The organism is Virgibacillus proomii (assembly GCF_900162615.1).
GTDB classification, from domain to species: Bacteria; Bacillota; Bacilli; order Bacillales; family Amphibacillaceae; genus Virgibacillus; species Virgibacillus proomii.
This window is the reverse complement of sequence record NZ_FUFN01000010.1, coordinates 499888-526489: the sequence shown is the minus strand read 5'-3', so window position 1 is coordinate 526489 and position 26602 is coordinate 499888. Positions and strand designations below refer to the sequence as shown.

Sequence of the window (26602 nt, the reverse complement as noted above, 5' to 3'; positions counted from 1 at the left end):
TCTTGGACTCTGTATAAGCTTAAAAGTTTGCTCTTTTATACCAAAAGGAGTGAATTGTCCAGATATTCTTGTAAAAATAAGTAAGATTCCACAAAATGATTCTTCTTAGGATGGATTTCTTACCACGTTTAAATATTGCAATTTAAAAAGAGACTGTCCCAAGTTATTATCTATTTGGGACAGCTCTGCTTATTCCTTCGGGCAAAAATACAGCTCGTAAACCAACTTCGGATTGAACTTATTTGATGCATTTTTAATTTCTTGTTAACTATCTTTCTATCTGTATGGATTTTATTTTCAACATCTGTATGATATTAAAACGTTTCTCCGCCTGCTTCTTTTTTTAGCTCATCCATAGCCTACTGCGGAAAAACAGTTTTTTCATCTTCCATTGCTGTCAGATCAAATGGATATTTACCATTATTGCTAACCTGCTGAAGGAAACTGTAATCCTTTTAAATATTTTTATAACTCTCTATACGGATAGTAAAATGTTTCCAAAAACCAGTTGAAACAAAATGGTATTACTTCTAATTAATCTCAATTTATTTCAAAATTATTGTGTATCTTGATATTAGCATTAGAATTCATTCTTTTTTCAGACGCATCATTCCATATGAGAAACTATTTCATAAATATTATCTCTATCCATTTCTAATTTATTTTTTATTTGCAGTGCATAATTATAATAACTTGCAGCTAATTTGTACTTCCTATTATCAAAATAATAGTCAGCCAAAAGTTGTAACATAATTATTTTTTTATCGTAAAGTTTCCTTTCATCTAAAAATGGAATAATCTCATGAAGTATTAACTTATCAAATGAAAGTTTAATCCCTTTAATTAATTGCTCGTATACTTTTAATTCATATAGATAAATGGTTTCAACCTGAGCTTCTGCTAACAATTCTATTCCTTTTTCTAACCATTTCTTTGCTTTTGCTATATCATGTTTTTTATAATGCTCTTTTATTAGACTCAAAATTGGAACTAGTGTTTTTGTATTACTACTAGCTTGTAATTCATAGCTTTTAAGATAATATTCTAAAGCTTCTTGTGGTTTATTTAATTTAGAATATAAATCTCCAATACGCTGAACCGATTTCATAAGCAACTTTTTATTATTTATATGGTTAGCAATTTTCTTAGCGGTTTGATAATTTTTAAGGGCTTGTTTAAACCCATTCATTTGCAAAAATGTATAGCCTAACAAAATATGGCATTTTGCTGCTTCTTTTAATTTATAATCTTTTTGGTAATGATCTAATGCTTTACGGGTATATTCAAAGGCTAGATGGCTTTTTTTTGCAAAACTTGCCGACAATCCAATCATATAGTGTAAATGATATTTTTCTTCAAACTCCATATAAAAGCTATGCTCAAGATAATTTTCAGCTGCTAGAAAGTTATTTAGAGATTTGAGATAAAAAAAGTTAGTTAAATAGTAATAACCTGAAAATTTTAACCAATAATACATTTCTCTCTCATTAAAGAGATTCAAAATTTCCTTTAATTTATTATATTGTTCCTTTGCTTTATTCTTGTCTTTTAATAAGAGATATCTAAGTTTATGTATTTCGATAAGATTTAGTAATCCATTATTTGCTATTAGACTCATATTATCTTCAATTTGTTTAAAATGTGTACAAGTCTCTTGAATATTTTTATGAAACAATGCCTTAAACCACTTATTACACCATTCAAATATCTGTTTGTCCTCTTTGTCGGACCAAATTATATTTAACTTTTTGCATAAAAGTTCAACGATTTCACGTGAAGGTTCCACATAACCATTTTCTATTTTCGATAGGTAGGATACAGAAATAATACCTTTGGCTAATTCAGATTGAGTCATGTTTAATTTTAGCCTATAATATTTTATTGTATTCCCAATGTGTTGTATCATTTATAACCCTTCCTTAATTGTAAGCATCGACGCATTCGAACAGGCTTTGTATTCCATCACCAACCACAGTTTCCCCCCTATTTCAAGCTTTTTCACCTTTTTACTTTTTTTCTTATTGCGTATATGCTATAAAAAAACCGATAAAAAAATTCCATAAGGAGATGATTAAATCAATCTCCAAGAAACAGAACTCAAAAGTCTATAAAACAATTAACCAAATACTAATAGCCACGGCTACCCAATAATGATTCTGAATTCAATTTCAACATTTAATCTCTCTACTGTACTGAACTTATTTATCTATGTTGTTTTTAGATTCTTACTAAATTAGTATAATTTACCTACATTTTATTTTTATTATACTAAAAGCCCCTAAAATATGGAACTACTTTTATGAAAAACAAAGTGTATGTCATATTTATTTGTACATTTCCTTAAATATAATATTTCAAAAAAATGTTATTATAATCAACTGTAAGAAAAGTCCCCATCCGCTATTAGGTATCGGACAGAAGATAGTTTAACGGAGTCGCTGCCAAGATAGCATTAAAATGGAAGACTATATCCTTTTTGGTCCTGTTTGCGTATCACTCCCGCAGATCGTGCCAAATCTGCTAAATCGACTATGATCCTACCTTTTCGTTAATGGATCAACACTAAATAGCAAGAAGTTGAAAAATTACAAAAAGTGCTAACAGAAACAAGTAGGCAGTCGATCCCAAATCGATTGAAGAACCCATGATAAATATCTTATATAGTATAGATTCGCAAAAAATATACAGGAAAGTCTAAAATAAATATAAGATAATTGTTAATAAATGCCTAAACTTTTTAATTAGATTGTAACTACCTAGGAACACCCAGTTAGCCTCTGCGCCAATACCTCTGGTTTTAATATTAAAAATAAATATATTTATTTTTAATAACAACTAAACGGCCTCACCCTATGAAATATAGAGCTTAAGCCGCTTAATTATTTTTTATTATTCCCACTGTTTACTGGCAGAGAGCAATTTATATGCGTTTCTATTTTCTAAAAGGTAGTAGATAGTTATAAAAATAACGATACAAGCCATGGTGCAGCATACAAGGTCATAAATTGCACACCGTAATTGACTCCCTTACGATGCAGAAATCCTGCTACAACAGCTACCAAAATGACGCCGGCAATATTAACAATTCCAGCGTCCATATAAGCTAACATCATCACAAGACCAAAGAACACGCCAAGCATAGCTTCGTGTGGAATAAAGCGAAAAACAAACGCACAAATTTGCTGTGCATATTTTATCGTTATGTAAAAGGTAATACTAATCGCTACTATTGAACCAATGACCGTTGCAATAATAAAGTCTGGTATCGACAGTATATGGTGTAAATTATTATTCTCAGTAAAAACAGGTGGGGCGTTAAATAATGCACCAGCTGGCCCAATTGCAGTTGGCGATAATGGCAGACCAATAGCAATTAACGGAATGAGCGTACCCGAAATATAAGCTGCGTTAGTTAATCCATCCATACTAGACACTGCACGAGCAGATTTTTTAATTGGATCCTTTATGCGGCTCGTTAATGTCTCACCAAGGAAAATCGTCATTCCTACCGGGCTCATGAAGAAAGTGAGCACACCTAAAAAGGAAGATAGCGATGTCGTACCAATTTCTTTACGATCTAAAATCTTAAATGGATTTGGAAATCCTTTCATTTTTGGAGCTTTTCTCATCATAATTTCTTTTTCGCCGTATCGAGGCAATTGACGTCTTACTTTACTATTAAGCAACTCGACTAACTTTAAGATAACCGGTCCAATCGTAATTCCTAAAAAGAAAGAAGTGAATACCGTTTTATCCTCAGGAACAATTCCTGTCTCCCAGTAAAATATCCGTAATCCTTGAATTAAAAAAGCAAACGGTAAGATAGACAAGAGAGCAACCCAACGATTTTTCGTCATCAATGCTAGAAAAATCGCTCCACCTAAAAAGATTTGACTTGCATATTTTGTTATTTCATCTGATAAAGGGGCGATGATATGTGCCAATAATAAACTCATTGGGACAGCAATTATCGTACCAACTACAGAACCAGATGCCATTTTCCGAATGCTCACCTCTGGCATACCGTGCTTTTTTAGAACCATAGCATGCTCGACCATTGGCGCAGACATGACTCCCCCTGGAATCCCTGCTATCGCAACAGGAATAGAGTCCGTAAGCTTTTTAGCAACAATCGCCGAAATAAAAAATGCTAATATAACAATCGGTTCAAACCCTGATAATACTAATACAAGGGTTACTGGTGCTAACACAGCTGTTTCATCCGTCCCCGGTGCAATGCCTATAATTGTATAAAGAACAGCAGCAGCAACAGAAGCTATAATCATTTCGAAAATCAAACCAACATCCATTGGTTATTCCCCCTTATCATCAACATAACGAAATCTTCGTTTCGGCTTAATAATGATGCTGCTGATAATAAATCCAATAACAGCACCGATTAAACCAAAAACTAGTGGTTTTGGCGGTTCATTTGGAGCGATAAAATATGCCCCCATCGTTATAACCGTACAAATAACGATAGATAAAACTAAGTCTTTAATATGTACAAGATCCTCCCAGACCTCAATATACTCTCCCTGCTGTTTTTCATCATTTATATTATCCATAATCTTGTCTTCCCCCTTTACGTGTGAGAGTTCAAAAACGGTTTAAAGCCATTTGATGTGCTGATGTGTATGCGCTTAGATGCATGCTGGCTTTAACAACAAGCTAGAAGCGCTCGGGTAGCGACGGACAAACTGAAGATCCTTTGGTCAGGTAAAGAAATCCATATGGTTTTTTATCTAACTTTTGAACCAGCCTATTCATGAAAATAATGGAGTATAATATCTTATTATACAATGTACAAACCTATTCCTTAAAGTAATATACGATAGCAAGTTTTATGATTACGTTATGTAAACATAGGGAAAATAGCTTCTAATGCTTGTTTATAGTACAAATATAAATCCTCGCTGTATTTTCTTCACTCTCTCCCTCCTAACCTGTATTTTCTTTTAAATAAATCCCATTTTTATAATGTACATTTAAAAAAGTTACACAAATTCGAAGGAGTATCGTTTTGAATAGTGTAGGGTATACAGTTAGAAATACGTATGCCAAGCCAAGCATGAATTTCGATGCGTGAATGATTTTTGAACAACTTCTTATAAATAATCATACCCAATTTGAAGCATACTAACTTATACTTCCTAGAAGGAGGTGATTCACTAATGGGACGCGATGAGCATCGAAAGAAAAAGAATAACTTCCTTTCCCAAACACCAAATAAAACAGATGGTAAAGACGTTGAATTTGCAATGGAAGCTGCTGATCATGACGATTTAGAAGCATTAAAACGCAGCCAACAGGCAGATAAACGTACAAAACGAAAACAATAAAAACGTTATGATTGTGATACGTGTTTAAAAAGAACAAAAGCTGGAAGCGCTCGGTAACAACGCCCAAACGTCAGATCTTCTAAAGTGATAAAGTGAAACTTCATTCCGTGGAACGCTTTTTACACGGAATGTTAGTACCACAAGGGTATGACCTAAAGGCCCTTGTACCAATCGGGCTTTAGGTGTCGTTTTCTACCACTGAGACTTCTCCTTATTCTCCATAATTTTGAATGTGGTAGTATTACGGCACCTTACATGCGGGATAAAGAGCAATTTCATTCAAGGATTGCTCTTCTTTGAAGCAGAGATCAAAGGCTAAGTTCACAACCTGTCGAAGTTTTTTCTTATCCTTGAAAAATCACGATGTATTGCTAACGGAGCTTCTCTGTCCAGTCTGAACGAACTGGGAAGTTAGGTGTTTTAACTTCACATCTAATTGAAGCAATTAAAGCGATAGAGGTTACAGCACCTCCATGTGGATAAAAAACTCGTGCATTGTTTTTACATCAGCGAAATTGCATTCAATCTAGCGTATGGTTATATCACCAGGCTTTTTGAACATCTTTTTATAGTAAGTAGTGCTTTTTACAAAAATTTGCTATCTCGTCAAGGTTAGACCACATGTAAAACTTTTAATAATATAAAACACAGCACTACAAACACCTATAGGATGATATACCTATATATTATTGATATTTTTAGAACAATCTAACCATTTGTTAAACAATGAACTTTCTTTGCTTCCTATGCCAGTCCTTTGTACAATAGAATTATCATAAGACAAAGTGAGGAAATAAATCATGAGCAAGAAGAATGTTGACGATTATCTCACAGAAGGAATGTATGGGACTAGACTTCCCAAAGATCATGAGCGAAAACAATTTTTAGGAACGCTTCGTGAACGAATTGTACTTGCATTAACAAAAGGTCAAGTCATGTCAAACAAGGGCCTAGAACAATTAGAAAAAGCAATGAAAGAAAACCCTGATGCCAAACTTATTATTAACGGACATGTATCTTATCGATTTTTAACAGAAGAAAAGAAAATAGCTGACAAATATAATATTCCCCATTCTACAATTACGGATGAAGATGCAAAAGACACCGACATTGGAGCAGTGTTAACGTATGATTATGCAATTGACAAAGAGGATATTTTCATAAAAGAAGAGCCTGAACAAACGAAGCAAGAACCTGTTGAAGAAAAGTCGCAACCATCATTTATTTCAAAAATAAAAAAATGGTTCAATTAATGAAGCGTGGCATCCATTGAATAGTAAAGAAAATATAGTTACTGTCGTTCACTTAATCTTAAAACATAAAAACTTTACAACAACGATCCAGTTTCACTCGTATGTCCTGTAAGTGGCAAAGAAAGAGTAGAAAACGAATTAGGATTTGCTGTCATGGCAGTGAACTTGAGAAAGTACACCGCCATGACAGCAAATGCCAGAACAGATCATAAAAATAATCCAACGAAAAAGGTACATAAAATTTTTATTGCAATATACTTTAATAATAGATAAAATGACTCTTGGTGTCAGGCAACTATATTGACAATCTAAACTTTTTTTATTATCCTTAAAAAAAGCGATTATGAATTCAATAAAACTTCGTATAACTCCAAAATATGGTTTGGAGGTCTCTACTAGGAACCGAAATTCCTGATTACGAAGAAAGTACAAGTTTTGTATTTTCTTTGTAATCAGGAATTTTTTATTCTTTATTTAAAAATCAAAACTTTATTTGGAGGTCAAAATGAACTTTTTTATGTTTCCAAAAATTGAACTTCACTGCCATTTGGATGGGAGCGTTAGGATTCAAACCATTATTGATATTGCTCAAAAGGAAGGAATACAGCTACCCTCTTTTGAGAAGGAAGAGTTGCAAAAGGAGCTGATTGCTCCTTTGGAATGTGACTCCCTTGAGGAATATTTAAAAAAATTTTCTCTTCCAAATTTGGTTATGCAGACCAAGGAGAGCTTAAAAAGAATTACTTTTGAGCTTTTTGAGGATGCAACAAGGGAAAATGTGAAATATTTGGAGGTCAGATTTGGACCGTTACTTCACACATTAAAAGGACTAGATGTTGAAGAAGTTATTCAAAGCGTTATAGAGGGGATGAGGGAAGCAGAAAACTGTTACGAAATAAAGGGTAATATTATCCTTTCTTGCTTGAGGTCAATGTCTGTAGAAAGTGCATTTGAGGTGGTTGAAATGGGAAAAAAATTTCTAGGTAAAGGTGTAGTAGCAATTGACCTATGTGCATCAGAAGAAGAAGGTTTTTGTGAAAGATTTGCAGAACCAATCCGATTAGCCAAAGAATATGGCTACAGAGTCACTATTCATGCAGGTGAAACGGGTATAGGTAAAAACGTCTTAGAAGCTGTTGAAATATTGGGCGCTGAAAGAATTGGACACGGAGTATTTATTAAAGAATGTGCTGAGGCTTATAGGATAGTGAAAGAAAGACAAGTTGTGCTTGAAATGTGTCCAACAAGTAATGTCCAAACAAAAGCTGTTCAGCATTATTCTGAACATCCGATATATAAGTTTTATAAAGATGGAATAAAAGTGACCATTAGTACGGATAACAGAACAGTATCGGATACTACCTTGTCAAAAGAAATTCATTTAATTAACAAAGAATTTAATCTAAGCGAAGAGGATTACCGAGAAATATATTCAAATAGTGTGAAAGCATCCTTTGCCGACCAAAAAACTAAAGAGTGGTGCTTGGCACAATACTAAAAGAAAAAATTAGTTTTAGCAACAAAGTTTTTTCATTACTTAGAAGTTAGTCTTTTTTTATTTTAATATTTGAAAAAGATGAAATAAATGAGAGTAGAAAAGTGTTTCACAACTTATACGAGGATTGCATTTTATCCGCTAGATCCAAGAATGCAAGAGGTTTCAACAATAGATATAGCACACGCCTTGTCTTTATAAAGTATAAAGCTTACTTTACATAACGAAAGCGGTTACATATAATGGAGGAAGAAATCTACGAACAAGGGGGAGGAATATGAAGCAAGTTAAAGAAGGCACATTGCTATGGGAGCCTAGTGAGAAACGCAAACAAGCCGCGAAAATTAATCATTACATGAAATGGTTAGCTGCACATAGACAGATGAATTTCCAGAATTATCATTCTCTATGGGAGTGGTCTGTTCAAGATATTGAAGGATTTTGGGAAAGTATATGGGATTATTTTGATATTCAAGCAATGAACCACTATAAAACGATTTTATCCTCTCATAAGATGCCAGGTGCAAAGTGGTTTTCAGAAGCAACGATTAACTACACGGAACATGTTTTTCGTAACAGAACGTCAAATGAACCTGCAATTATTCACAGTTCAGAAAACCGCCCTATTTCGGAAATCTCTTGGCAGAAACTGTATCAGGATACAGCTGCGATGCAACAGACGATGAAGAAACTTGGCATCCAAAAAGGAGATCGGGTCGTTGCCTATCTCCCTAATATTTACGAAGCAGTTGTTGCCTTTTTAGCAACAGCTAGTCTAGGAGCAATTTGGTCAAGTGCTTCTCCTGATTTCGGAACGCAAAGTGTCATAGACCGTTTTCAGCAAATTGAGCCTAAATTATTCTTTACTATAGATGGCTATCTGTATGGTGGAAAGGAATTTGATCGCACAACAGTAGCGGCACAGATTCAGTCAAGCCTGCCAACATTAGAAGCAACCATTGCCATTCCATATTTAAACCAAAAAGCAACCTTTTCATCCTTACAACCTGTTATTTTTTGGGATCAAGCTCTTCAGGCATCGGGAAATCTCTCATTGAATGTTGAATACGTTTTATTTAATGATCCACTATGGGTATTATTTTCTTCCGGTACTACAGGAAAGCCGAAACCAATCGTACAAAGCCAAGGCGGAATTTTACTGGAACATTTAAAAGCATTAACCTTTCATGCTGATTTAGGTGAGGGAGATCGCTTTTTTTGGTATACGACAACAGGATGGATGATGTGGAATTTCCTTGTAGGAGGATTATTAACAGGCAGTACGATTATATTATATGACGGAAATCCCGCCTATCCGACGAAAGATATTCTATGGAAATTAGCTGAAAAAACAAAGATGACATTGTTTGGCACAAGTGCAAGTTATATCACGTCTTGTATGAAAGATACTTTAAAGCCTTATCAACAATATGATCTTCATTATTTAAAAAACATTAGCTCTACAGGTTCACCGCTTCCTCCAGAGGGGTTTCAATGGTGCTATGAAAACGTCAAACGTGATTTATGGATCGCCTCAGCCAGTGGCGGTACGGATGTATGTACTGCTTTTATTCTTGGAGTACCTATTTTACCCGTTTTTGCGGGAGAATTACAATGTCGTGGTCTTGGAGCAAAAATTGAAAGCTTTAATGATGATGGTGATTCCGTCATTGATGAGGTAGGCGAGCTTGTATTGACAGAGCCGTTTCCTTCCATGCCGATTTATTTTTGGAACGATCCAGATGGCTCTCAATTAAACAACAGTTATTTTGATATGTTCCCTGGAATATGGCGTCATGGCGATTACCTAAAAATTACGAAACGCAATACATGTGTTATTTATGGGCGTTCAGATGCAACCATTAATCGTGGAGGGATACGGATTGGCACAAGTGAAATTTATCGCGCAGTCGACCATGTGGCTGAAGTTGCTGACAGCTTAATTGTTGATATTCCAAGGGCTGACGGTGAGTCATTTGTTCCACTATTCGTCGTTATGAAGGAAGGATACCATTTAACAGAAGCTATTAAACAGAACATTAAACAGAAAATCCGTAACCATTGCTCACCACGGCATGTTCCTACAGGCATTTATCAAGTGCCTGATCTTCCAAAGACATTAAACGGGAAAAAATTAGAGATACCTGTAAAAAAAATTTTAATGGGAAAACCGATGGAACAAGTCGTAAATAAAGGATCACTGCATAATGCTGAAGCGTTAGATGCGTTCTACCAATTTGCAGAAAAAATGAAAGTTTAAAGCTCACAAACATGCGTATTATTGAGACGGAGTTGCACTGTTTGGAATATGTCCACATAAACAATCCGATAACTATTTTATATAGAAAAACATGAAAAAAGCGATGCCTCTATGGATCGCTTTTTTCATGTTTTTCCATTTCAATACTATTTTTATCCTTCTAGCCTTGCAACCTGTTTATCGGTAATTATGCTAACGAATACATAAACAATAAACGAAACGACTACTGGCAGGACAACGGAATGAAGCCCAAATGGTTGTGGAAAAAAGCTATCTGATAGGATATATAATCCGACTCCAACAAACATAGATGCAAGCGCTCCGTACTTATTCCCTTTTTTCCAATATAATCCCAGAACAATCGGCCAAATAAACGCCGCTTCCAAACCACCGAAAGCAAACAAATTAAGCCAAATAATTAGATCTGGCGGGTTTAGAGCCATAAGAAATACAATAACTCCTAATAATGCCGTTATGCCAAAACTTAATCGTTTAATAAATTGATGCGACGCATGAGGCTTCACATAATTTAAAAATACATCTTTGACGATGGTGGAACTAACCAATAGTAATAGAGAATCTACCGTTGACATAATTGCCGCCATTGGGGCGGCTAATACAATTCCAGCCAGCCAATTTGGCATTACTTCTAATGCGATAAGCGGCATTACCCTATCACCGACCTCAATATCTGGTAAAATTGGCTTTGCAAAAACACCAATTAAATGCATATTTAACATAATAAATCCAACGACAATCGTACCGATAATAATGGCTCGATGCATGGATTGTGAATTTTTATAAGACATGGCTCTAACAGCGATTTGCGGAAGTGCTACAACTCCTACACCTACCAGTATCCAAAATGAAGAAACATAAGCAGGGGTTAACTGACCATTAGATCCATAGGGAGTAATTAAATTGGGATTCATTGCTTTTAAATCCGCAATAATCGTTGGCACTCCACCACCAGCAATAATAACCGCTACTAACAGAATGAGTGTGCCGATAAACATAATACTTCCTTGAATTGCATCGGTTAAAGCTACAGCACGGAAACCACCGACGGTAACATAAATTAACACAGAAATAGCGAACACAAATAAGGCAGAAGTATAGTTAATTCCCATTAATGACTCAATTAATCTTGCGCCGCCAATCCATTGAGCTGCCATCGCAGAAAATAAAAAAATAATAATACTTACTGCTGAAAAAATGACTACCCATTTCGATTGATACCGTTCCTTTAAAAAATCAACCATCGTTAAAGCTTTATATTTTCGTGTAACAACGGCAAATTTCTTTCCTAGAACCATTAATACAAAATAGCCCGTAGCAACTTGCGACATGGCAAGCAGTACCCAGCCAAGCCCTTCATTATATGCTGTACCAGGTCCGCCAATAAAACTACTAGCACTTCCATACGTAGCAGTCATTGTCATTGCCAGTACAAATCCCCCAAGGCTTCTGCCACCTAAAAAATAATCCTCGACAAAATCAGTGGATGTCCTTAAATAACCACCTGCCCAGATTCCGACCCCAAAGATAATAACTAGAATAATAATTAATGGTACTAGTGACTCCCAGTTCATTCTTTTTTCTTCTCCTCATCAAATGGAATAGCGACAAAAAACTTTTTCACAATTATAGTAACGAGCACTGCCATAACAATAAACCCTAGCACACAGCTATAGAAAAACCAATCGGGCAAGCCTAAAATATATGTATATTCATCGGGATCTTTACTTCCTAGACCATAAGCAAATGCAAACCACCAGATAAAATTAAAAATGACTAAGCCAACACCAATCAGCGCTTCACGATTTGCAATTTTTAAATGTTGCTGCTTCACATACTCACCTCGTTTTTGTAAATATTTATTTAAGTTTTAACAAAACTATACCGTAATTCAATCTATTTGAAAAGAACAAAAGCTAGAAGCAATCAGTTAGCTACCTGCAAACCGCAGAACTTCTAACGAGATAAAGTGAGCGTCCATTGGAAGGTGTGTTTTTTCCTTGCATGTTAGTATCGCAAGGGTATGACCTAAAGGCTTTAAACCAATCGGGCATTAGGAGCCGTTTCTCTTACAATATCATCAAGTTATTACACTTGAAATGAGAAAAATACAACACCTTAGATCGGGATAAAAGAAACATACCACTGAAACAGGGGTATGCCGACGGCTGAGCGGCATAATCGCCCTTCCTTTAGATTCGAACCGATGTTGACTTATCGCAGGAAGTAGAGCAAAGTTTGCTAATGAATTCTAGCGCGCATTTAGTTAGACAAAGCTACTTATAAAAAAGATATTCATCATGTGAAAACGGATATAATTTCCTAAATAAGAATAAAAACCGACAACCTGTAAAAGCATCGTCGGTTTTTATCGTTATTCTAACGTATTCCCTTCATATATCGCTGGATCTTTGGTGAGACTAAAAATAAAATAACTCCCAAAAGAATCGATAAGCTACCAATAACTCCAAAATAAATAATTTCGGTGGTAGGTTTATACAGCTTTACAATTTGTGCATTAATTGCTTGAGCAGAAGCATTTGTTAAAAACCAAAGACTCATCGTTTGAGCTGAAAATGCTGTTGGAGCAAGCTTTGTAGTTGCCGATAAGCCAACAGGAGATAAACAAAGTTCACCAATTACCACTAGGAAAAAGCTGAGCACTAGCCAGATCGGACTTACCAAACTTTCTGTTCCATTTAGTACAGCAGGAAAAATCATAACAAGAAAGGATAGCCCTGCAAAAAATAATCCAAGAGAAAATTTCTTTGACGTGGATGGTTGTCTCTCACCTAATTTTATCCACAATCCTGCAAAAACTGGGGCTAATGCCACAATAAAGATTGGATTTAATGATTGAAACCATGATGATTGCAATTCAATACCAAGAAAATCAAGGTCCGTCCGTTTATCTGCATACCTCGCTAATATGATGGAGCCTTGTTCTTGTATAGCCCAAAACATAATAGCTGCGATAAATAGGGGAATATACGCTATAAGTCTTGATTTTTCATCTGCATTCGTTTTCGGACTGCGGTACATGACAATAAAATAAATGGTTGGTATTAGAATTCCCAAAATACTTACCAGATAAGTAAAACGATTAATTGTTAAGATTCCGTTATTAATAGTTATAGCTCCTAGAACAATAATAGCCACAATACCTATTACAATTCGTGCAAAAACTTTTTTCTTTTCCTCTTTCCCGAGCGGATTTGGCACATAAGTACCCGCAAGTCCAAGATATTGTTTTTTAGTTACCATAAACACAATCAAGCCTACTAACATCCCTACTGCTGCGACACCAAAGCCTAAATGATAATTGTATTTTTGCCCTAAGGTACCTACAATGAAAGGCGCAATGAACGCTCCCATATTAATCCCCATATAAAAAATACTAAAACCAGAGTCACGTCTTGCATCAGATAGTCTGTATAGATCACCGACTACACTAGATACATTTGGCTTCAAGAGTCCTGTACCCATAACAATTAAAAACATGGAAACAAATAAGCCAGATATACCTGCTGGTAATGCTAAAACTATATGACCGACCATGATTAACAAACCGCCATAAAAAACGGTCTTTTGCGTTCCTAGTAAACGGTCAGCGATCCAACCACCAATAATTCCCGACATATATACTAGTGATCCATAAATTGCCATAATTGAATTGGCAGTACTATCTGCGATACCTAAACCGCCGCTGGACAACTCCGTATACATGTAATAAAGTAAGATCGCACGCATGCCATAATACGAAAAACGTTCCCAAAATTCCGTGAAGAATAAGGTAAAGAGTCCTTTAGGATGACCCACAAAGCCCTTTTGCGGGACACTTTGCACGATTTCTTCTTTACTAATACTTGACATAATGAGTGAAAACTCCTTCAGAATTTACTGATAATTATATTTTTCGACAAATTAATATTACTCCTCCAGAGGTCATACGTCAAGAGTCATAAAATAGATTTTTTTTACATTCATATGACAAGATTAGAAATCAGACACCATTAAAGTTATTAAATACTAGAGTTTTGAAGCTTCATTCATAAAAATATACATATTCTTTCCAATCCATTTATTACATAAGTGAAACTTCATTTCTTGAAATGCCTTTCCCAAGAAATGTTAGTTGAACGAATCGGGGATTTAGGAACCGTTTTTCTCATCTTGTTCGCAAAATCATTAGCACAGTTTTAAAATGAGAAAAATACGGAGCCTTACATCCGGGATCAATTAATAAATATTTTTATAATTTTTCTGCTTTAATTTACAAAGTTTTGTTTTATTCTATCAAAACACTTGAAAAAAGTTATAGAGTTATTTATAATACAATTTGTGTGTAAAACACACTCTAACGAAAGAGATCACTCACGCTTGGATTTTTTCGTTAGTAAGTCTGTTATGGGGGTGTAGCTCAGCGGGAGAGCACTTGCATGGCATGCAAGGGGTCGTGGGTTCAATCCCCATCACCTCCACTCATAATAACAATCTGCACAAGTACCGCTCACCATGTGGGCCAAAGAAACCTTTTTGGGAAACACCGTATACGTTTCCTAAGAAGGTTTCTTGTTTATTAGTAGCTACAGCAAAAAATTACGTCGTTTTGAAATGCATAACGAAAAGCAGTTTAACAAAAACGACTTTTTAAATTACGCCTATCAGATAATTCATTTCAGCCTTAATCATTTGTTTCGATTAAAAACCCCGCTTTGCTTAAAGCTTGTTCAGCTTCTTCTATCTGCTCTTCATCTTTAGCAATAAGCGTGTGTAAGTGGACACCCCCAGTAAGTTCTGAAAGATAGGATGCTCCGGTAGTCATAATTTTGTTAACAAATTGTTCTACCTCTTTACGGTTAGATACCATAATAGATGCAGTTAAATCTCCATAAACACTATGTTCTATTTTAACATCTTTCACTGTGATACCATGGTCAACCAGAAGATTTAATTCTTCCTCTACTTGTTCAGGGCTATGTTGACAGGCAATCGTCCTTTCAATTGATCCATTACCAGATTCTACTAAATACATATAGCCTTGACTAGTAGCAATGATGGATTCCCCTCGTGCTTTTAAAAGCGTTACATCATTAACAATAACTTGTCGACTCACATTTGTTGTTCCGGCAAGCTCACTGCCTGTTATAGGTTTATCCGATTTTTTCAGCATGTTTAAGATTAGTGTTCTTCGCTCCTCACCAAGAACCTTTCTCGTTTCACTCAATTCTGCTCACCATCCATTACTTCTATCCTGTATACTATTTTTTAACACTTGAACAAGTTGAATAACATCTTCTTTCTTTGTATCTTTCCCAAAAGAAATGCGTACAAATTCTTTTTGCTCATCTTCTGAATACCCCATCGCTATCATCGTTCTACCTGAAATCGACAATGCTTGACCACAAGCACTTCCTGTTGAAATACAGAACCCTTTTCTATTACATTCTAGCATAATTAATTGTCCCTCATATCCGTGAAACGCAAGACCAATAATATGTGGAATTTGCTGTTGTGGCGATTCCAATATTCTGTATTTACTTTTCAATTCTTTTTCTAAGTTATCTAAAAACAATTTCCTTAAAGCGTTGACATGACCCCAGTCAGTTTCTGTGTTTTTTAACGCTGCTCCTGCAAAAGCTGCAATACCTGGAGTATTAACGGTTCCACCCCTTAATCCATGTTCATGCGTTTCGAAAGGAAATATTCCTTTAACCGCGTAATTCGGATTAATAAATATGGCCCCTACTCCCTTTGGTCCATAAATCTTATGAGCAGATATAGAAAAGCTATCCACTAGCGAAAATAGTGGCTTTAAATCAATTTTGCCAAATGACTGTACACAATCCGTATGAAACATGATTTGCCGTTGTTTAAGACGTGCACTAATCTTCGCTAATGGTTGAATAGAGCCAATTTCTCCATTAACATGACTAATTGTAACCAAGATGGTATCACTGCGTATCGCCCTCTCTAATGCTAAAAAATCTAATTGCCCATTTGCTAGGTAAGGTATATGGGTTATTTCAAAACCAAATCCTTTTAAATACCCTAACGCAGAAAACACAGAAGAATGTTCAGCCATTGACGTAATAATATGCTTCCCACGGTGAGATTGGCTAAAAGCAAGTGATGTAATCGCAAGCTGGTTAGCTTCTGTCCCTCCGGATGTAAAATAAATTCCTCTAGCTGGAACATGTAACAATTTAGCTAATGCCATACGACTATTTTCTAACAATTCCTTAGCTTGACTGCCGATATGATGCAAACTGCTTGGGTTTCCCCAATAAGTGGAAGCTACCGTTTGATAAACTTCCAATACTTCTGGATCTATAGGCGTCGTCGCAGCATAATCAAAATATTTCAACGCAACCTCTCCCTTTCGTTTTCTATAAAGTGAACTTCATCCGTGCGTTTTTCTTTGAAGTAAAACAAAGCTTGCCTAGTGTACTTGTACATTGGTCATTAAAAATTCCATTCGCATCTTTATGCTAAAATGTTGCACTTTTTAACGTATGATGAAATTTTTGAGCATCTTTATAAAACGTCATTTAACACTTGTATTTATCTTAATAATATGTAATGATATGTGTCAAGACACCTGTAATTTAACAGGAGGAATTAAATTGAATAAAGTAGATGTTATCATTGTTGGCAGTGGCATAGCCGGATTACAGTTAGCCTATGAACTTAGCAAACAATTAAAGGTATTCATTATTACAAAAAGCCGAATAACGAATAGCAATTCTTATCGGGCACAAGGAGGGATTGCAGCAGCTGTATCCATAAAGGATGATCCTTACCTCCATTTCCACGATACAATAATGGCTGGTGAAGGGCATGGTGAAGCATCAGCTGTACTTGAATTAGTAAATGAAGGAAAACAAGTCATCAAGGAACTAATCGAGGCTGGGGCACCATTTGATTTTCAAGCAGACGGAGAACTGGCGTTAGGCCTTGAAGGCGCCCATAGTGAAGCCCGAATATTGCATTGCGGCGGGGATCAAACAGGAAAATATTTGATTGAATTTTTCATGAAAAAATTAATGTTATCCCCTAATATTACTTGGATTCAAGAGGAGATGGTTATCGACCTTGTGCTAAATAAAGCAGGCTGCTGTATTGGAGTAAAAACAAAAAACCAAGCTGGTAACTGTATAACTTATCTAGCACCACATACTGTGTTAGCAACAGGTGGAGCTGGTGGGCTCTATCCAAACACATCAAATGATTCAACGATTGCAGGAGATGGGATAGCTTTAGCTTACCGCGCAGGTGCAAAAATTACCGATTTAGAATTTTTTCAATTTCACCCTACTCTGCTAACGATAAATGGAAAAGCAATTGGTCTTGTATCTGAAGCAGTTAGAGGTGCAGGTGCGGTACTAGTTAATGAACATAATGAAAGAATTATGCAACATGTACATCCATTAAAAGATTTAGCACCAAGGCATATCGTCGCATATGAACTGTTAAACCAATTAACAGCTGGTAATAGAGTGTATTTAGATATTACTAATGTTAAAGATTTCACAATTAGATTCCCAACGATCAGCACGATGTGTTTAGATCATTATATCGATTTAAATGCTGGAAAACTCCCTGTCTCACCAGGAGCTCATTTTATGATGGGAGGTATTGTTATTGATAAATGGGGAGCTTCATCTGTACAAGGACTTTATGCAATTGGCGAAGTAGCTGCTAGTGGAGTTCACGGTGCAAATCGTTTAGCGAGTAATTCATTGCTGGAAGGACTCGTATATGGTAAACGCTTGGGAACTTATCTGCTAGTAAATGGTATGAACCGAAGCGGGATGGACTTTACCCCTGTTCTCCCAAAGAGACAAGCACTTATTCAACTTCCTTTTACAATTCAAGAACTACAAACATCTATGTTGCGGTCAGTTGGGATTATTCGCAATCATAACGAATTAGCTACTCAATTATCATGGTTAGAGTCTTGGGGGATCGACCCCTTTAGACAAATAGAAAGCTGTGATCAGCCTTTGATTCAAACCTATTATATGTGGATTGTCGCACGCTTGATAACAGAATCTGCTTTATTACGTACAGAAAGCAGAGGAGGCCATATTCGTTCCGATTTTCTCGATAAAGATGAACACTGGCTGCAAAAAAGAATTATTCATTTTCAAACAAATGATAGGATGGAGATTACCTATGATCAATACTCTAAAACTAAGAGCCCTGCTTGAGCAATTCTTTTTAGAAGATATAGGAAACGGTGATATTACCGCCCAACATCTATTTGCTAGAAACAAACAAGGAAACATGCAGCTAACAGCTAAAGCCCCAGGAGTTTTTTGCGGAGAAGAAATCATTCAACATGGTTTTACTTTATTAAACTCAATGATGCAAATAAACATACAACATAACAATGGAGATCGGTTAGTGACAGGTGACGAAATCGCTGTGATAACTGGACCTATGGTGGATTTACTACAGGCAGAAAGAGTTATTTTAAATCTAATTCAACGAATGAGCGGGATCGCTACAGTAACTTCTCAAGCAGTGAAATTAGTCCAAGGTACAAATACTAAGATTTGCGATACCCGAAAAACTACTCCAGGCTTACGAATGTTAGAAAAACACGCTGTTCGCTGTGGCGGCGGCTACAATCATCGATATGGACTTTATGACACAGTAATGTTAAAGGATAATCATATTTTGTTTGCCAAATCGATAACGAATGCCGTAGAAACTTTAAGAGCTCAACTTGGACACACCGTTAAAATAGAAATAGAAGTGGAAACAGAAGAACAATTAAGAGAGGCGATAGCGAATAAAGTAGATATTATTATGTTCGATAATTGTTCACCAACAACAATTACGTCTTGGATTAATCAAGTACCTTCCTCGATTATTACGGAAGCATCAGGAGGAATTGAGCTAAGTCAAATACCAGCTTATGCTGCTAGTGGTGTAGATTATATTTCATTAGGCTATTTAACCCATTCGGCACCGTCTTTAGATATAAGTGCAACAGTCCACATATAGTATTCCTTGTGAGTTTTTTTGCATAAGACAGATAAGAACAGTAAATTTTTATTCTGTCTTAAATCATCTCTTGTTGTCCCTTATAAATACGTAACGAAAATTTTATACCTTCTTCATAGGTTAAAAGGGCTGGGCATGATCTAAATTAGAAAGGAGTTCTATCAAAATGCATTTACTAAAGCAGTTGACTCAAAGCTCTACTACTATTCCGAAAAAATACCTTCATTTATCTAAACAGGAAATGGAATATAACATAAGGCAAATTAAAAATCAGTTAGGAACTAGCTTGTTTATTCCCGGTCACCATTATCAAAAAGATGAGGTTATTCAATTTGCTGATGCAGTTGGAGATTCACTTCAGTTGGCACAAGTATCTGAAAAAAATTCAGCTGCAACCTATATCGTTTTTTGTGGTGTCCATTTCATGGCAGAAACTGCTGATATCTTAACGACCGACGAACAAATTGTTTTATTGCCCGATATGAGAGCAGGTTGTTCGATGGCTGATATGGCAGATATTTATCAAACGAAACGAGCGTGGGAAAAGCTAACCCAGCAATTTGGCGATACTATCTTACCATTGACGTATGTTAATTCTACAGCTGCAATTAAGTCATTTGTCGGGAAAAATGGCGGTGCAACTGTAACATCTTCCAATGCACACACCATGATTAAATGGGCATTTACTCAAAAAGAACGAATTCTATTTTTACCTGATCAACATTTAGGAAGAAATACTGCAGCAGATATTGGCATTCATTTAACGGAAATGGCTGTTTGGGATCCGATTCACGATGAACTTCTTTTTTCCGGTAACCCGGATAAAATAAAAGTAATTTTATGGAAAGGTCATTGCTCCGTACATGAAAATTTTACGTTAAACAATATTGAGTATGTTCGAAAACAGTATCCAAATATGAAAATTATTGTGCATCCGGAATGTAAAAAAGAAGTCGTTGATGCTTCAGATTATAATGGTAGTACCAAATATATTATTGAAACGATTGAACAGACAGAACCGGGGACAGCTTGGGCAATCGGAACGGAAATGAATCTGGTCCAACGTTTAATCAACAACCATCCGGATAAGGAAATTATCTCGTTAAATCCCTATATGTGCCCATGCTTAACAATGAATCGTATTGATTTGCCACATCTCCTCTGGTCTTTGGAATCCATTATGGAGGGAACACCGAATAATCAGATTATTGTTCCGGAGGACATTGCTGCTAACGCTCGTATTGCACTTGATCGCATGCTAGAAAGGGCATGAAATTATTTTTAGCAATAGAATAAGCTTATTCGGACTTTTCCTGAGCTGATACAACTTTGGTTCAATTTCTCACTTTATGCTGTTCTGTTTTATGCTCTCCCGAACATGCGTCGTTCTATTTCGACCTTGGTCCATTCTCTCTCGAGTTTAGGGCGCTCTGTCTCGACTTTGGTGCAATCTCTCCCAACTTCGAGTACGACATTTGCTGTAGAAAAGAGCTCCTTCATAAAAAGGAGCTCTTTTTATTTTGTACTATTTTTTCTAATATAGAGAGTATCGCATCAATACTTAATAAAGTAACACTGGCTTCTTTTGCAAATACGACCTCCGCATCTGTTTTAACAATATCACTCGTCCTGCACACACACTGGTGTGTAGCCATATGATTCTGCTTCTTTCGGACTGGAGAAAAACACACGCTTTTCCACTGGTACTTCAGCCCAGTTATCTGGAATCACATATTCTTTTGTATCGGAGTTACCAACATATCGTAAAAAGCCTTTTTGATCATCATTTGCCCGGAAAGCAAAGGGCAATTCCATTAATAGATTATCTGCATTCCAAATGCCAAGTCCTTTATCTTTCGCTTCTTTCACTGCTTGCTGATATTTTGGATAGGCTTCTTCATCTATGGGCGCAATAAAATAAGAAACTGCATAGCCGTCACGTACCATTTCCAAATTAACATTTTTTCCATCTGTCGTAATAACCTCTGCAAGTAAACGTCCATAATCGTCCATTGGTTGATCACCAACTTTTATAATTACTTCATCTCCTGGTTGGATGAGCGTTTGAATATGATCTGTAGCTGCATCACCATGTAACTTCTGGTTTCCGTTGATTTCCTCTCGATTTAGATCTTTATTTTTTGCCGGGTATGTTTCTGGCGTATCCATATTTACAAAACGAACCCGATCACTGCCAAGCACTGGATCTGAAATACGAATTGTATCTCCATCTGTGATTTTATTAACCGTTGTTTTATATTCGCCTGCAGCGGAGGGAGGCTCCGGCTGCTCCTCGGCAACTTGTATATCTTCCTGTTCAGTAGGAATAAGCTGATAATCATCGTATTGACTAACAATTGCGGTTACATCATACCATTGCTTTTCTTTTACCCGAGTAATAGTTAACGAATTTTCCATAATGCGCAATAAAGTTGAATGATAATCCTTATCCATAAAAGGAATATTGTAACCACCACCCACAGGTGAGTCAGGAATCGAAGCAATGAAGCCGTTTACCCTTATCAGCTCTCCTTCATACGATTCAGCGATCTCTTTATTTTGCAAATCCTTTAAAGTAATTTGCTGTACTTCTGGCATTGATTTGTCTTTAGCTAAAATATCAATGGATGTCGGAACCATCTTTTTTAATCCTTTATAAGAAGCTAGCTTACCAGTTACCTTGACATAATCGCCTTTTTCAAGCTCTGGTATTTCACCTTGGGCAAACAGAAACAGATTCATTCCGCCCGTCTCATCCTGAATATATGTAGAAAACTGGTTGCCATTACTAATTGCTTCTGAATTTACCGTCACTATTCCTTCAACAACAACTTCTTTACCATCACTTAATTGCCTTGCTTCTCCAATAGAATAACTTTCTAGTTTTGGATTAGGCTCAGGGTCAGTCGGTTCCTCTCCGCCTATCGTATGGCTGCCTAAATAAATAAACGTATCCTTTCCATACGTTGTCCATTCCGTTATTTCAAAGTTTTGAGAAGGCACCATAATGTTTGCATTCCTGACGAGTGTGATATCCTTAGTAAAATCACTATCATCGCCAATAGTGCCAACTGCATCCATTACTTGTCCGTCTTTTTCTAAAACGATCGCATCATTCCCATTAAAATTTACAATGTTCGAAGTAATGTCTGCCACTTGCTGTATCGCATTACTAGCCTGGCTGTGACTAATTACAAGGACTTCACCATCATGTAAAATACCTGAAAGACGTTCTGATTGCGAGGGCTCTGGTTTCCCGTTACTGTATAGTGCTAATTGGTACTTATCCAAGTTAACGCTTGCCCCCGTACCATTATATATTTCAATGGCCTTGTTAAAGGAACTTCCCTCAATATATTCCGAGATAAATAGTTCGTCTCTTTGTTTGTTTTTAGCAGCAGTTTCATTTAGTACCATGGTAAAATGTAAAAAAATCAAAGCAACAATGAACCATATAAAAACTACTTTACTCCTTACATGTTTCCGCATGAATACCCTCCATCCCATATGATTTAAATCAAATGAAATTACTATACTATTACTATGGCATATCAGAGGATATCTATCTACAAATCCTTTATTAAATTATTGTAAACTTTTATTACTTCGTTTGTATGATAAAAAAGATGAAGTCGAGTTAAGCTGCATGATTATTTGTTGACTTGATAATGTTCCTGAATAACCACTTAATTTTTATTGTAATTTTCAGAAAAATACAGATGGATTAGATAAGATCTACTTATGAATAGTAACGATTACACCATTAAAGTTATCACCGGAAATTTCATATCCATAATCAGTAGGTACGATCACTGACTTTGGCTTCATAATCGGATAATAACTTATGTTATATTTTATTCCATCCACTAGAACCTCAACATTCTTTTTATCTTTTAAAAATGCTAAATACTCCTCTAATACATAATCTTTATCATGCATAATCTTACTATGCGGTTTACCTACATAACGAATATGCCACGGTTCGTATTCAATACCAGTAATTGCTGTTTTATCTTTTGGATAGCGTAAGATAAAACCGTAGTTCCAAGCATTTTCGGCAATCCATTTTCCTTCATCTGTTTTTTCCATTTTCCCCTCTGATGAACCTACATCAAGTGATATACCTAATTGATGTTCACTAAAGCCTGCTGGTAGTGCAAATTCTTTTCCCATCTCTTGATATAGCTTTTTTTGTTGCTTAAAACCACGATACCCACTGCTAATTAAAAAGTCGGTTGCTCCATCTTTCTTAGCAGCTTCTACCATGGCATTAAAGTGAACCATCACTTCCTTAGATAACTGAATATTTTTATCTAATAATCCATAATCAGCTATTAAATCCTGATTTTCAAATAAATTAATTAAATCGTTTTTTACATTATTTTCTTTAATACCGTATTCTTGATTTACTAACACTAAGTTTCCTTTATGTACATCTTCTGGATGAATAGTTAATTTAATAGTTTCTTCACCATTATCCCATTGTTCTTGATTTAAAGTAGTTGGTGCGTTTGATTCATCAAACCATAGGATTGCGATAACTATAATAATTATTGTTAAACATATAAATCTACTTATTTTCATATCGTTTTTCTCCTTTCATCTATAATGATAAAGAAAAAAACTTAAAAATTTGCTAGATTAAACTTTAAATTTTTCTTAAACTGCATATTCAAAAGAGCCAGACCGGATAGAATGAAACTTCATTTAGTGAAAGGTTTTAATTAATTCACTACTAATAGAAGTAGAACAAACGCTAAAATCTTGGGCGCTCTTAAAAAACCGCGTTGTATTGCTGCCGTAGCTTGTCTGTCCTTGAAAAACCGCGATGCCTATTCAAGCAGTCTTTTCTCTAGCCCTGTCTACCCAAACGAATCGGGTATTTGGAAGCCTTTTCTTCTTGCAACGTCATCAAGAAAATAGAAGATGTTGAAAAGTAGAGATCATAAGGCCTCTTACATGGGAGGTGAAAATTTCCACTACATCGTCTTACCATCAGTGTTGGAATTTTTTCCATTCTAACGTACAATGACATTCAATGTGTCACTTTGAGCATCCTCTTCTATTCATTTTTTGGTAACCGTACTTCAAATATGGTACGTATCACTGTGCTATCAACAGTAATCGTTCCTCCATGCTGTTCAACAATATTTTTGGCTATAAATAAGCCTAAACCCGTACTTCCTGCTTGATATTTTCTTGACGAATCGGTTTTATAAAACATATCAAAAATATGCGGTATAACTTCCTTCGGTATACAATCACCATAATTTACAATTTGCACTACAATCGTTTTTGAATCAACATAAGCCTTGATATCAATAAATTGACCATCGTAACCATAACGGATAGCATTGGTAAAAAGGTTCTCAAATACTCGAGCGAGCTGTTCCCCATCTGCATATACAATTAATTCTGATTGTACATCCAAACGAGTTTGTAGATGGTTCTTTTTCAAAACAGGGTAAAATTCTTCATTTAATTGCTGAAGTAAATCACCAAGGTTAATTTCAGTTTTATTTAATTGGAGCATTCCATAATTCATTTTGGTAATATCAAATAATTCATTAATTAATAACTCTAAGCGCTCCGATTTCTTATAGGATATGGACAAGTAATGATGCTTCTCTTCCTCCGTCAAATCATCATTTTTCAATACCAAATCCAAATAACCAAGTACCGAAGTTAACGGAGTTCTTAAATCATGAGCTAAATTAACGACTAACTGGTCTTTACTGCTCTCCGCAAAGTCCCCACGTTGAATCGCTGTTTGTAGTTTTTGCATGGCTATATTAATATCCTCTGCAATACTATGGAATTCGTCCTTTGTATCAATTTGTACATAATGTTTAAAATTCCCATTAGCTAGTTGATGAATGCCATTGGAAATTTCCTTAAAGTACACAGAGTAACGCTTCGTTAATAGAAAGAAAAAAAGAATCGATAGTGGGATGAACAAAAGCATGAAAAAATTAAAATCACCTATAGAGGCTATCCTGCCACGAATCCAGGCAAGCGGATCATCAAATTTCACATAGTTTTGATAATAGAAGCGGAGACCTAAAAAGCTAATATACGTAATCATACCCGCATACAACATACTTAAGCCAAACAGCATGACCATTTTAAACCGAAAGCTTTTTATCATTTTATCCATAAAAGCTATACCCCACTCCCCATATCGTTTTAATCCACTTATCTTTTCTTTGATCCTCTTTTAATTTTTTTCTTAACGTCCGGATATGTACCATCACTGTATTTGCACCTTCATAATACAAATCACCCCATACGTGGCGAAAAATTGTCTCCACATTAAACACCTTTTTTGGGTTGCTAGCCAATAGATACAATATGTCGAATTCCTTCGGTGTTAAATCTACTGGTTCTTCATACAATGTTACACTGCGCTGTTCTGGATGGATACGAAGTCCGCCAAATTCTAAAACATGCTCTTGTTCCTCTTTCGCTCCATTTAACACCATAAACCGCCTCAATTGTGCATTAACACGAGCAATTAATTCAATTGGCGTAAATGGCTTTGTCATATAATCATCTGCACCGATTACTAATCCTTTCACCTTATCAAAATCCGAAGTTTTCGCACTTAAAAAGATAATCGGCATTTGATACTTTTCTCTAATCCGTTTTGTTACTTCATAACCATCTAGCTTAGGCATCATAATATCTAAAATCACCAAATGAACTGGTTTTGTTTGAATGAGCTGCCACGCTTCTTCTCCATCTGCTGCCTTAAATACATCATAGCCTTCTTTTTCTAAATGAATCGAAATAAGATCGGCAATCTCTTGATCATCATCCGTTACTAAAATTGTCATTTTTCTCATTTTTTCCACTCCATATTAGTTAGCTATCTTATTTATGATCATACAATAGTCAGCCTGAAGTTTACAATGCTTTATCCAACTTGTTTTTAAACGCACTTGCTAAAAGTAGGTGAATTTGGACATAATGTCGACGGCACAAAAGCAGTTTTCCAGGCTAATGCTCAAAGACCATAGACTGAAGCATACTTAAAAATAGACTAAACTCATTTATCTAGCAAGCAAATTTACTACAAGTAGTACAATAGCAGATAAAAATGGCAAACTCGAATAAGCTTTGAATATCGAAATGTTTCAAAGTAATGCCTGTTTTGTTTTAAAAAAATCAATCTTATATTGGCTAAACTTAATTTTTATTTAACTTGGTGTATATGCCA

At 35.7% G+C, this 26602-nt stretch carries 19 protein-coding genes, 1 tRNA gene and 1 riboswitch; of the genes, 8 read left to right on the top strand and 12 right to left on the bottom strand.

Going from position 1 to position 26602, the window contains the following annotated elements; all coding sequences use genetic code 11:
• Positions 1-607 precede the first annotated feature (607 nt).
• The 3 genes from BN1066_RS10375 to BN1066_RS10365 form a co-directional block, all read right to left on the bottom strand.
• Positions 608-1906 carry a helix-turn-helix domain-containing protein gene (locus BN1066_RS10375; RefSeq protein WP_077319367.1) on the bottom strand — a complete coding sequence of 433 codons (1299 nt, stop codon included), beginning with the start codon at positions 1904-1906 and terminating at the stop codon, positions 608-610.
• A gap of 1051 nt (positions 1907-2957) precedes the next feature.
• Positions 2958-4310 carry a tripartite tricarboxylate transporter permease gene (locus BN1066_RS10370; RefSeq protein WP_077319366.1) on the bottom strand — a complete coding sequence of 451 codons (1353 nt, stop codon included), beginning with the start codon at positions 4308-4310 and terminating at the stop codon, positions 2958-2960.
• Between the two features lie 3 nt (positions 4311-4313).
• Positions 4314-4568: a hypothetical protein gene (locus tag BN1066_RS10365; RefSeq protein WP_077319365.1), complete on the bottom strand. Its 255-nt coding sequence runs from the start codon at positions 4566-4568 to the stop codon at positions 4314-4316.
• Positions 4569-5174: 606 nt separating this feature from the next.
• Here BN1066_RS10365 and BN1066_RS10360 point away from each other — a divergent pair.
• From BN1066_RS10360 to BN1066_RS10345, 4 genes are all read left to right on the top strand, one after another.
• Positions 5175-5342: a YfhD family protein gene (locus BN1066_RS10360; protein WP_077319364.1), complete on the top strand. Its 168-nt coding sequence runs from the start codon at positions 5175-5177 to the stop codon at positions 5340-5342.
• A gap of 800 nt (positions 5343-6142) precedes the next feature.
• A complete protein-coding gene (locus BN1066_RS10355; protein ID WP_077319363.1) occupies positions 6143-6595 on the top strand; it encodes a YueI family protein in 453 nt (150 codons plus the stop codon).
• Positions 6596-6935: 340 nt separating this feature from the next.
• Positions 6936-7033, top strand: a riboswitch (purine riboswitch).
• A gap of 67 nt (positions 7034-7100) precedes the next feature.
• Complete coding sequence (gene add, locus BN1066_RS10350; protein WP_077319362.1) at positions 7101-8093, top strand: adenosine deaminase; 993 nt, start codon at positions 7101-7103, stop codon at positions 8091-8093.
• Between the two features lie 274 nt (positions 8094-8367).
• Positions 8368-10350 carry an acetoacetate--CoA ligase gene (locus BN1066_RS10345; RefSeq protein WP_077319361.1) on the top strand — a complete coding sequence of 661 codons (1983 nt, stop codon included), beginning with the start codon at positions 8368-8370 and terminating at the stop codon, positions 10348-10350.
• A gap of 152 nt (positions 10351-10502) precedes the next feature.
• Here the strand turns inward: BN1066_RS10345 and panF are convergent, their stop codons facing one another.
• The 3 genes from panF to BN1066_RS10330 form a co-directional block, all read right to left on the bottom strand.
• Positions 10503-11942, bottom strand: coding sequence for a sodium/pantothenate symporter (gene panF, locus BN1066_RS10340; RefSeq protein WP_077319360.1), 1440 nt, complete (start codon positions 11940-11942; stop codon positions 10503-10505).
• Entirely contained in the window at positions 11939-12202 is a 264-nt protein-coding gene (locus BN1066_RS10335) for a YhdT family protein (RefSeq protein WP_077319359.1), read from the bottom strand. Before BN1066_RS10335 ends, panF begins: the two co-directional genes overlap by 4 nt.
• Positions 12203-12747: 545 nt before the next feature.
• Positions 12748-14241 carry a peptide MFS transporter gene (locus tag BN1066_RS10330; protein ID WP_077319358.1) on the bottom strand — a complete coding sequence of 498 codons (1494 nt, stop codon included), beginning with the start codon at positions 14239-14241 and terminating at the stop codon, positions 12748-12750.
• 536 nt (positions 14242-14777) lie between these two features.
• On the opposite strand from BN1066_RS10330, the gene BN1066_RS10325 reads away from it, so the two are divergent.
• A tRNA-Ala gene (locus BN1066_RS10325) sits at positions 14778-14849 on the top strand.
• 203 nt (positions 14850-15052) lie between these two features.
• On the opposite strand, the gene BN1066_RS10320 is transcribed toward BN1066_RS10325, so the two are convergent.
• Positions 15053-15595, bottom strand: a complete 543-nt coding sequence (locus tag BN1066_RS10320) for a transcription repressor NadR (RefSeq protein WP_077319357.1) — start codon at positions 15593-15595, stop codon at positions 15053-15055.
• A gap of 6 nt (positions 15596-15601) precedes the next feature.
• The gene (locus tag BN1066_RS10315; RefSeq protein WP_077319356.1) at positions 15602-16735 is read right to left on the bottom strand and encodes an IscS subfamily cysteine desulfurase; all 1134 of its coding nucleotides are present in this window, start codon (positions 16733-16735) and stop codon (positions 15602-15604) included.
• 259 nt (positions 16736-16994) lie between these two features.
• Here BN1066_RS10315 and nadB point away from each other — a divergent pair, with 259 nt between their 5' ends.
• From nadB to nadA, 3 genes are all read left to right on the top strand, one after another.
• Positions 16995-18581 carry an L-aspartate oxidase gene (gene nadB / locus BN1066_RS10310; protein WP_245799765.1) on the top strand — a complete coding sequence of 529 codons (1587 nt, stop codon included), beginning with the start codon at positions 16995-16997 and terminating at the stop codon, positions 18579-18581.
• On the top strand, positions 18550-19383 hold the full coding sequence (gene nadC, locus BN1066_RS10305; protein WP_077321440.1) for a carboxylating nicotinate-nucleotide diphosphorylase: 834 nt from the start codon (positions 18550-18552) through the stop codon (positions 19381-19383). Before nadB ends, nadC begins: the two co-directional genes overlap by 32 nt.
• A 166-nt stretch (positions 19384-19549) precedes the next feature.
• Positions 19550-20656 carry a quinolinate synthase NadA gene (gene nadA / locus BN1066_RS10300; RefSeq protein ID WP_077319355.1) on the top strand — a complete coding sequence of 369 codons (1107 nt, stop codon included), beginning with the start codon at positions 19550-19552 and terminating at the stop codon, positions 20654-20656.
• A gap of 347 nt (positions 20657-21003) precedes the next feature.
• Here nadA and BN1066_RS10295 read toward each other — a convergent pair whose 3' ends face one another.
• The 4 genes from BN1066_RS10295 to BN1066_RS10280 all read right to left on the bottom strand — a co-directional run bounded on the left by BN1066_RS10295 (position 21004) and on the right by BN1066_RS10280 (position 26228).
• The gene (locus BN1066_RS10295) at positions 21004-22872 is read right to left on the bottom strand and encodes a thermonuclease family protein (protein ID WP_077319354.1); all 1869 of its coding nucleotides are present in this window, start codon (positions 22870-22872) and stop codon (positions 21004-21006) included.
• Between the two features lie 246 nt (positions 22873-23118).
• Positions 23119-23967, bottom strand: a complete 849-nt coding sequence (locus BN1066_RS10290; RefSeq protein WP_077319353.1) for a M15 family metallopeptidase — start codon at positions 23965-23967, stop codon at positions 23119-23121.
• Between the two features lie 478 nt (positions 23968-24445).
• On the bottom strand, positions 24446-25540 hold the full coding sequence (locus BN1066_RS10285) for a sensor histidine kinase (protein ID WP_077319352.1): 1095 nt from the start codon (positions 25538-25540) through the stop codon (positions 24446-24448).
• Positions 25533-26228, bottom strand: a complete 696-nt coding sequence (locus BN1066_RS10280; protein ID WP_077319351.1) for a response regulator transcription factor — start codon at positions 26226-26228, stop codon at positions 25533-25535. Before BN1066_RS10280 ends, BN1066_RS10285 begins: the two co-directional genes overlap by 8 nt.
• Between the last annotated feature and the right edge of the window lie 374 nt (positions 26229-26602).

Coding starts and splice junctions, on each gene's coding strand:
- nadA (WP_077319355.1), top strand. CDS start 19,550: ATGCATTTACTAAAGCAGTTGACTCAAAGCTCTACTACTATTCCGAAA.
- BN1066_RS10370 (WP_077319366.1), bottom strand. CDS start 4,310: ATGGATGTTGGTTTGATTTTCGAAATGATTATAGCTTCTGTTGCTGCT.
- BN1066_RS10290 (WP_077319353.1), bottom strand. CDS start 23,967: ATGAAAATAAGTAGATTTATATGTTTAACAATAATTATTATAGTTATC.
- BN1066_RS10330 (WP_077319358.1), bottom strand. CDS start 14,241: ATGTCAAGTATTAGTAAAGAAGAAATCGTGCAAAGTGTCCCGCAAAAG.
- panF (WP_077319360.1), bottom strand. CDS start 11,942: ATGAACTGGGAGTCACTAGTACCATTAATTATTATTCTAGTTATTATC.
- BN1066_RS10285 (WP_077319352.1), bottom strand. CDS start 25,540: ATGGATAAAATGATAAAAAGCTTTCGGTTTAAAATGGTCATGCTGTTT.
- BN1066_RS10355 (WP_077319363.1), top strand. CDS start 6,143: ATGAGCAAGAAGAATGTTGACGATTATCTCACAGAAGGAATGTATGGG.
- BN1066_RS10280 (WP_077319351.1), bottom strand. CDS start 26,228: ATGAGAAAAATGACAATTTTAGTAACGGATGATGATCAAGAGATTGCC.
- BN1066_RS10360 (WP_077319364.1), top strand. CDS start 5,175: ATGGGACGCGATGAGCATCGAAAGAAAAAGAATAACTTCCTTTCCCAA.
- BN1066_RS10375 (WP_077319367.1), bottom strand. CDS start 1,906: ATGATACAACACATTGGGAATACAATAAAATATTATAGGCTAAAATTA.
- add (WP_077319362.1), top strand. CDS start 7,101: ATGAACTTTTTTATGTTTCCAAAAATTGAACTTCACTGCCATTTGGAT.
- BN1066_RS10345 (WP_077319361.1), top strand. CDS start 8,368: ATGAAGCAAGTTAAAGAAGGCACATTGCTATGGGAGCCTAGTGAGAAA.
- BN1066_RS10365 (WP_077319365.1), bottom strand. CDS start 4,568: ATGGATAATATAAATGATGAAAAACAGCAGGGAGAGTATATTGAGGTC.
- BN1066_RS10295 (WP_077319354.1), bottom strand. CDS start 22,872: ATGCGGAAACATGTAAGGAGTAAAGTAGTTTTTATATGGTTCATTGTT.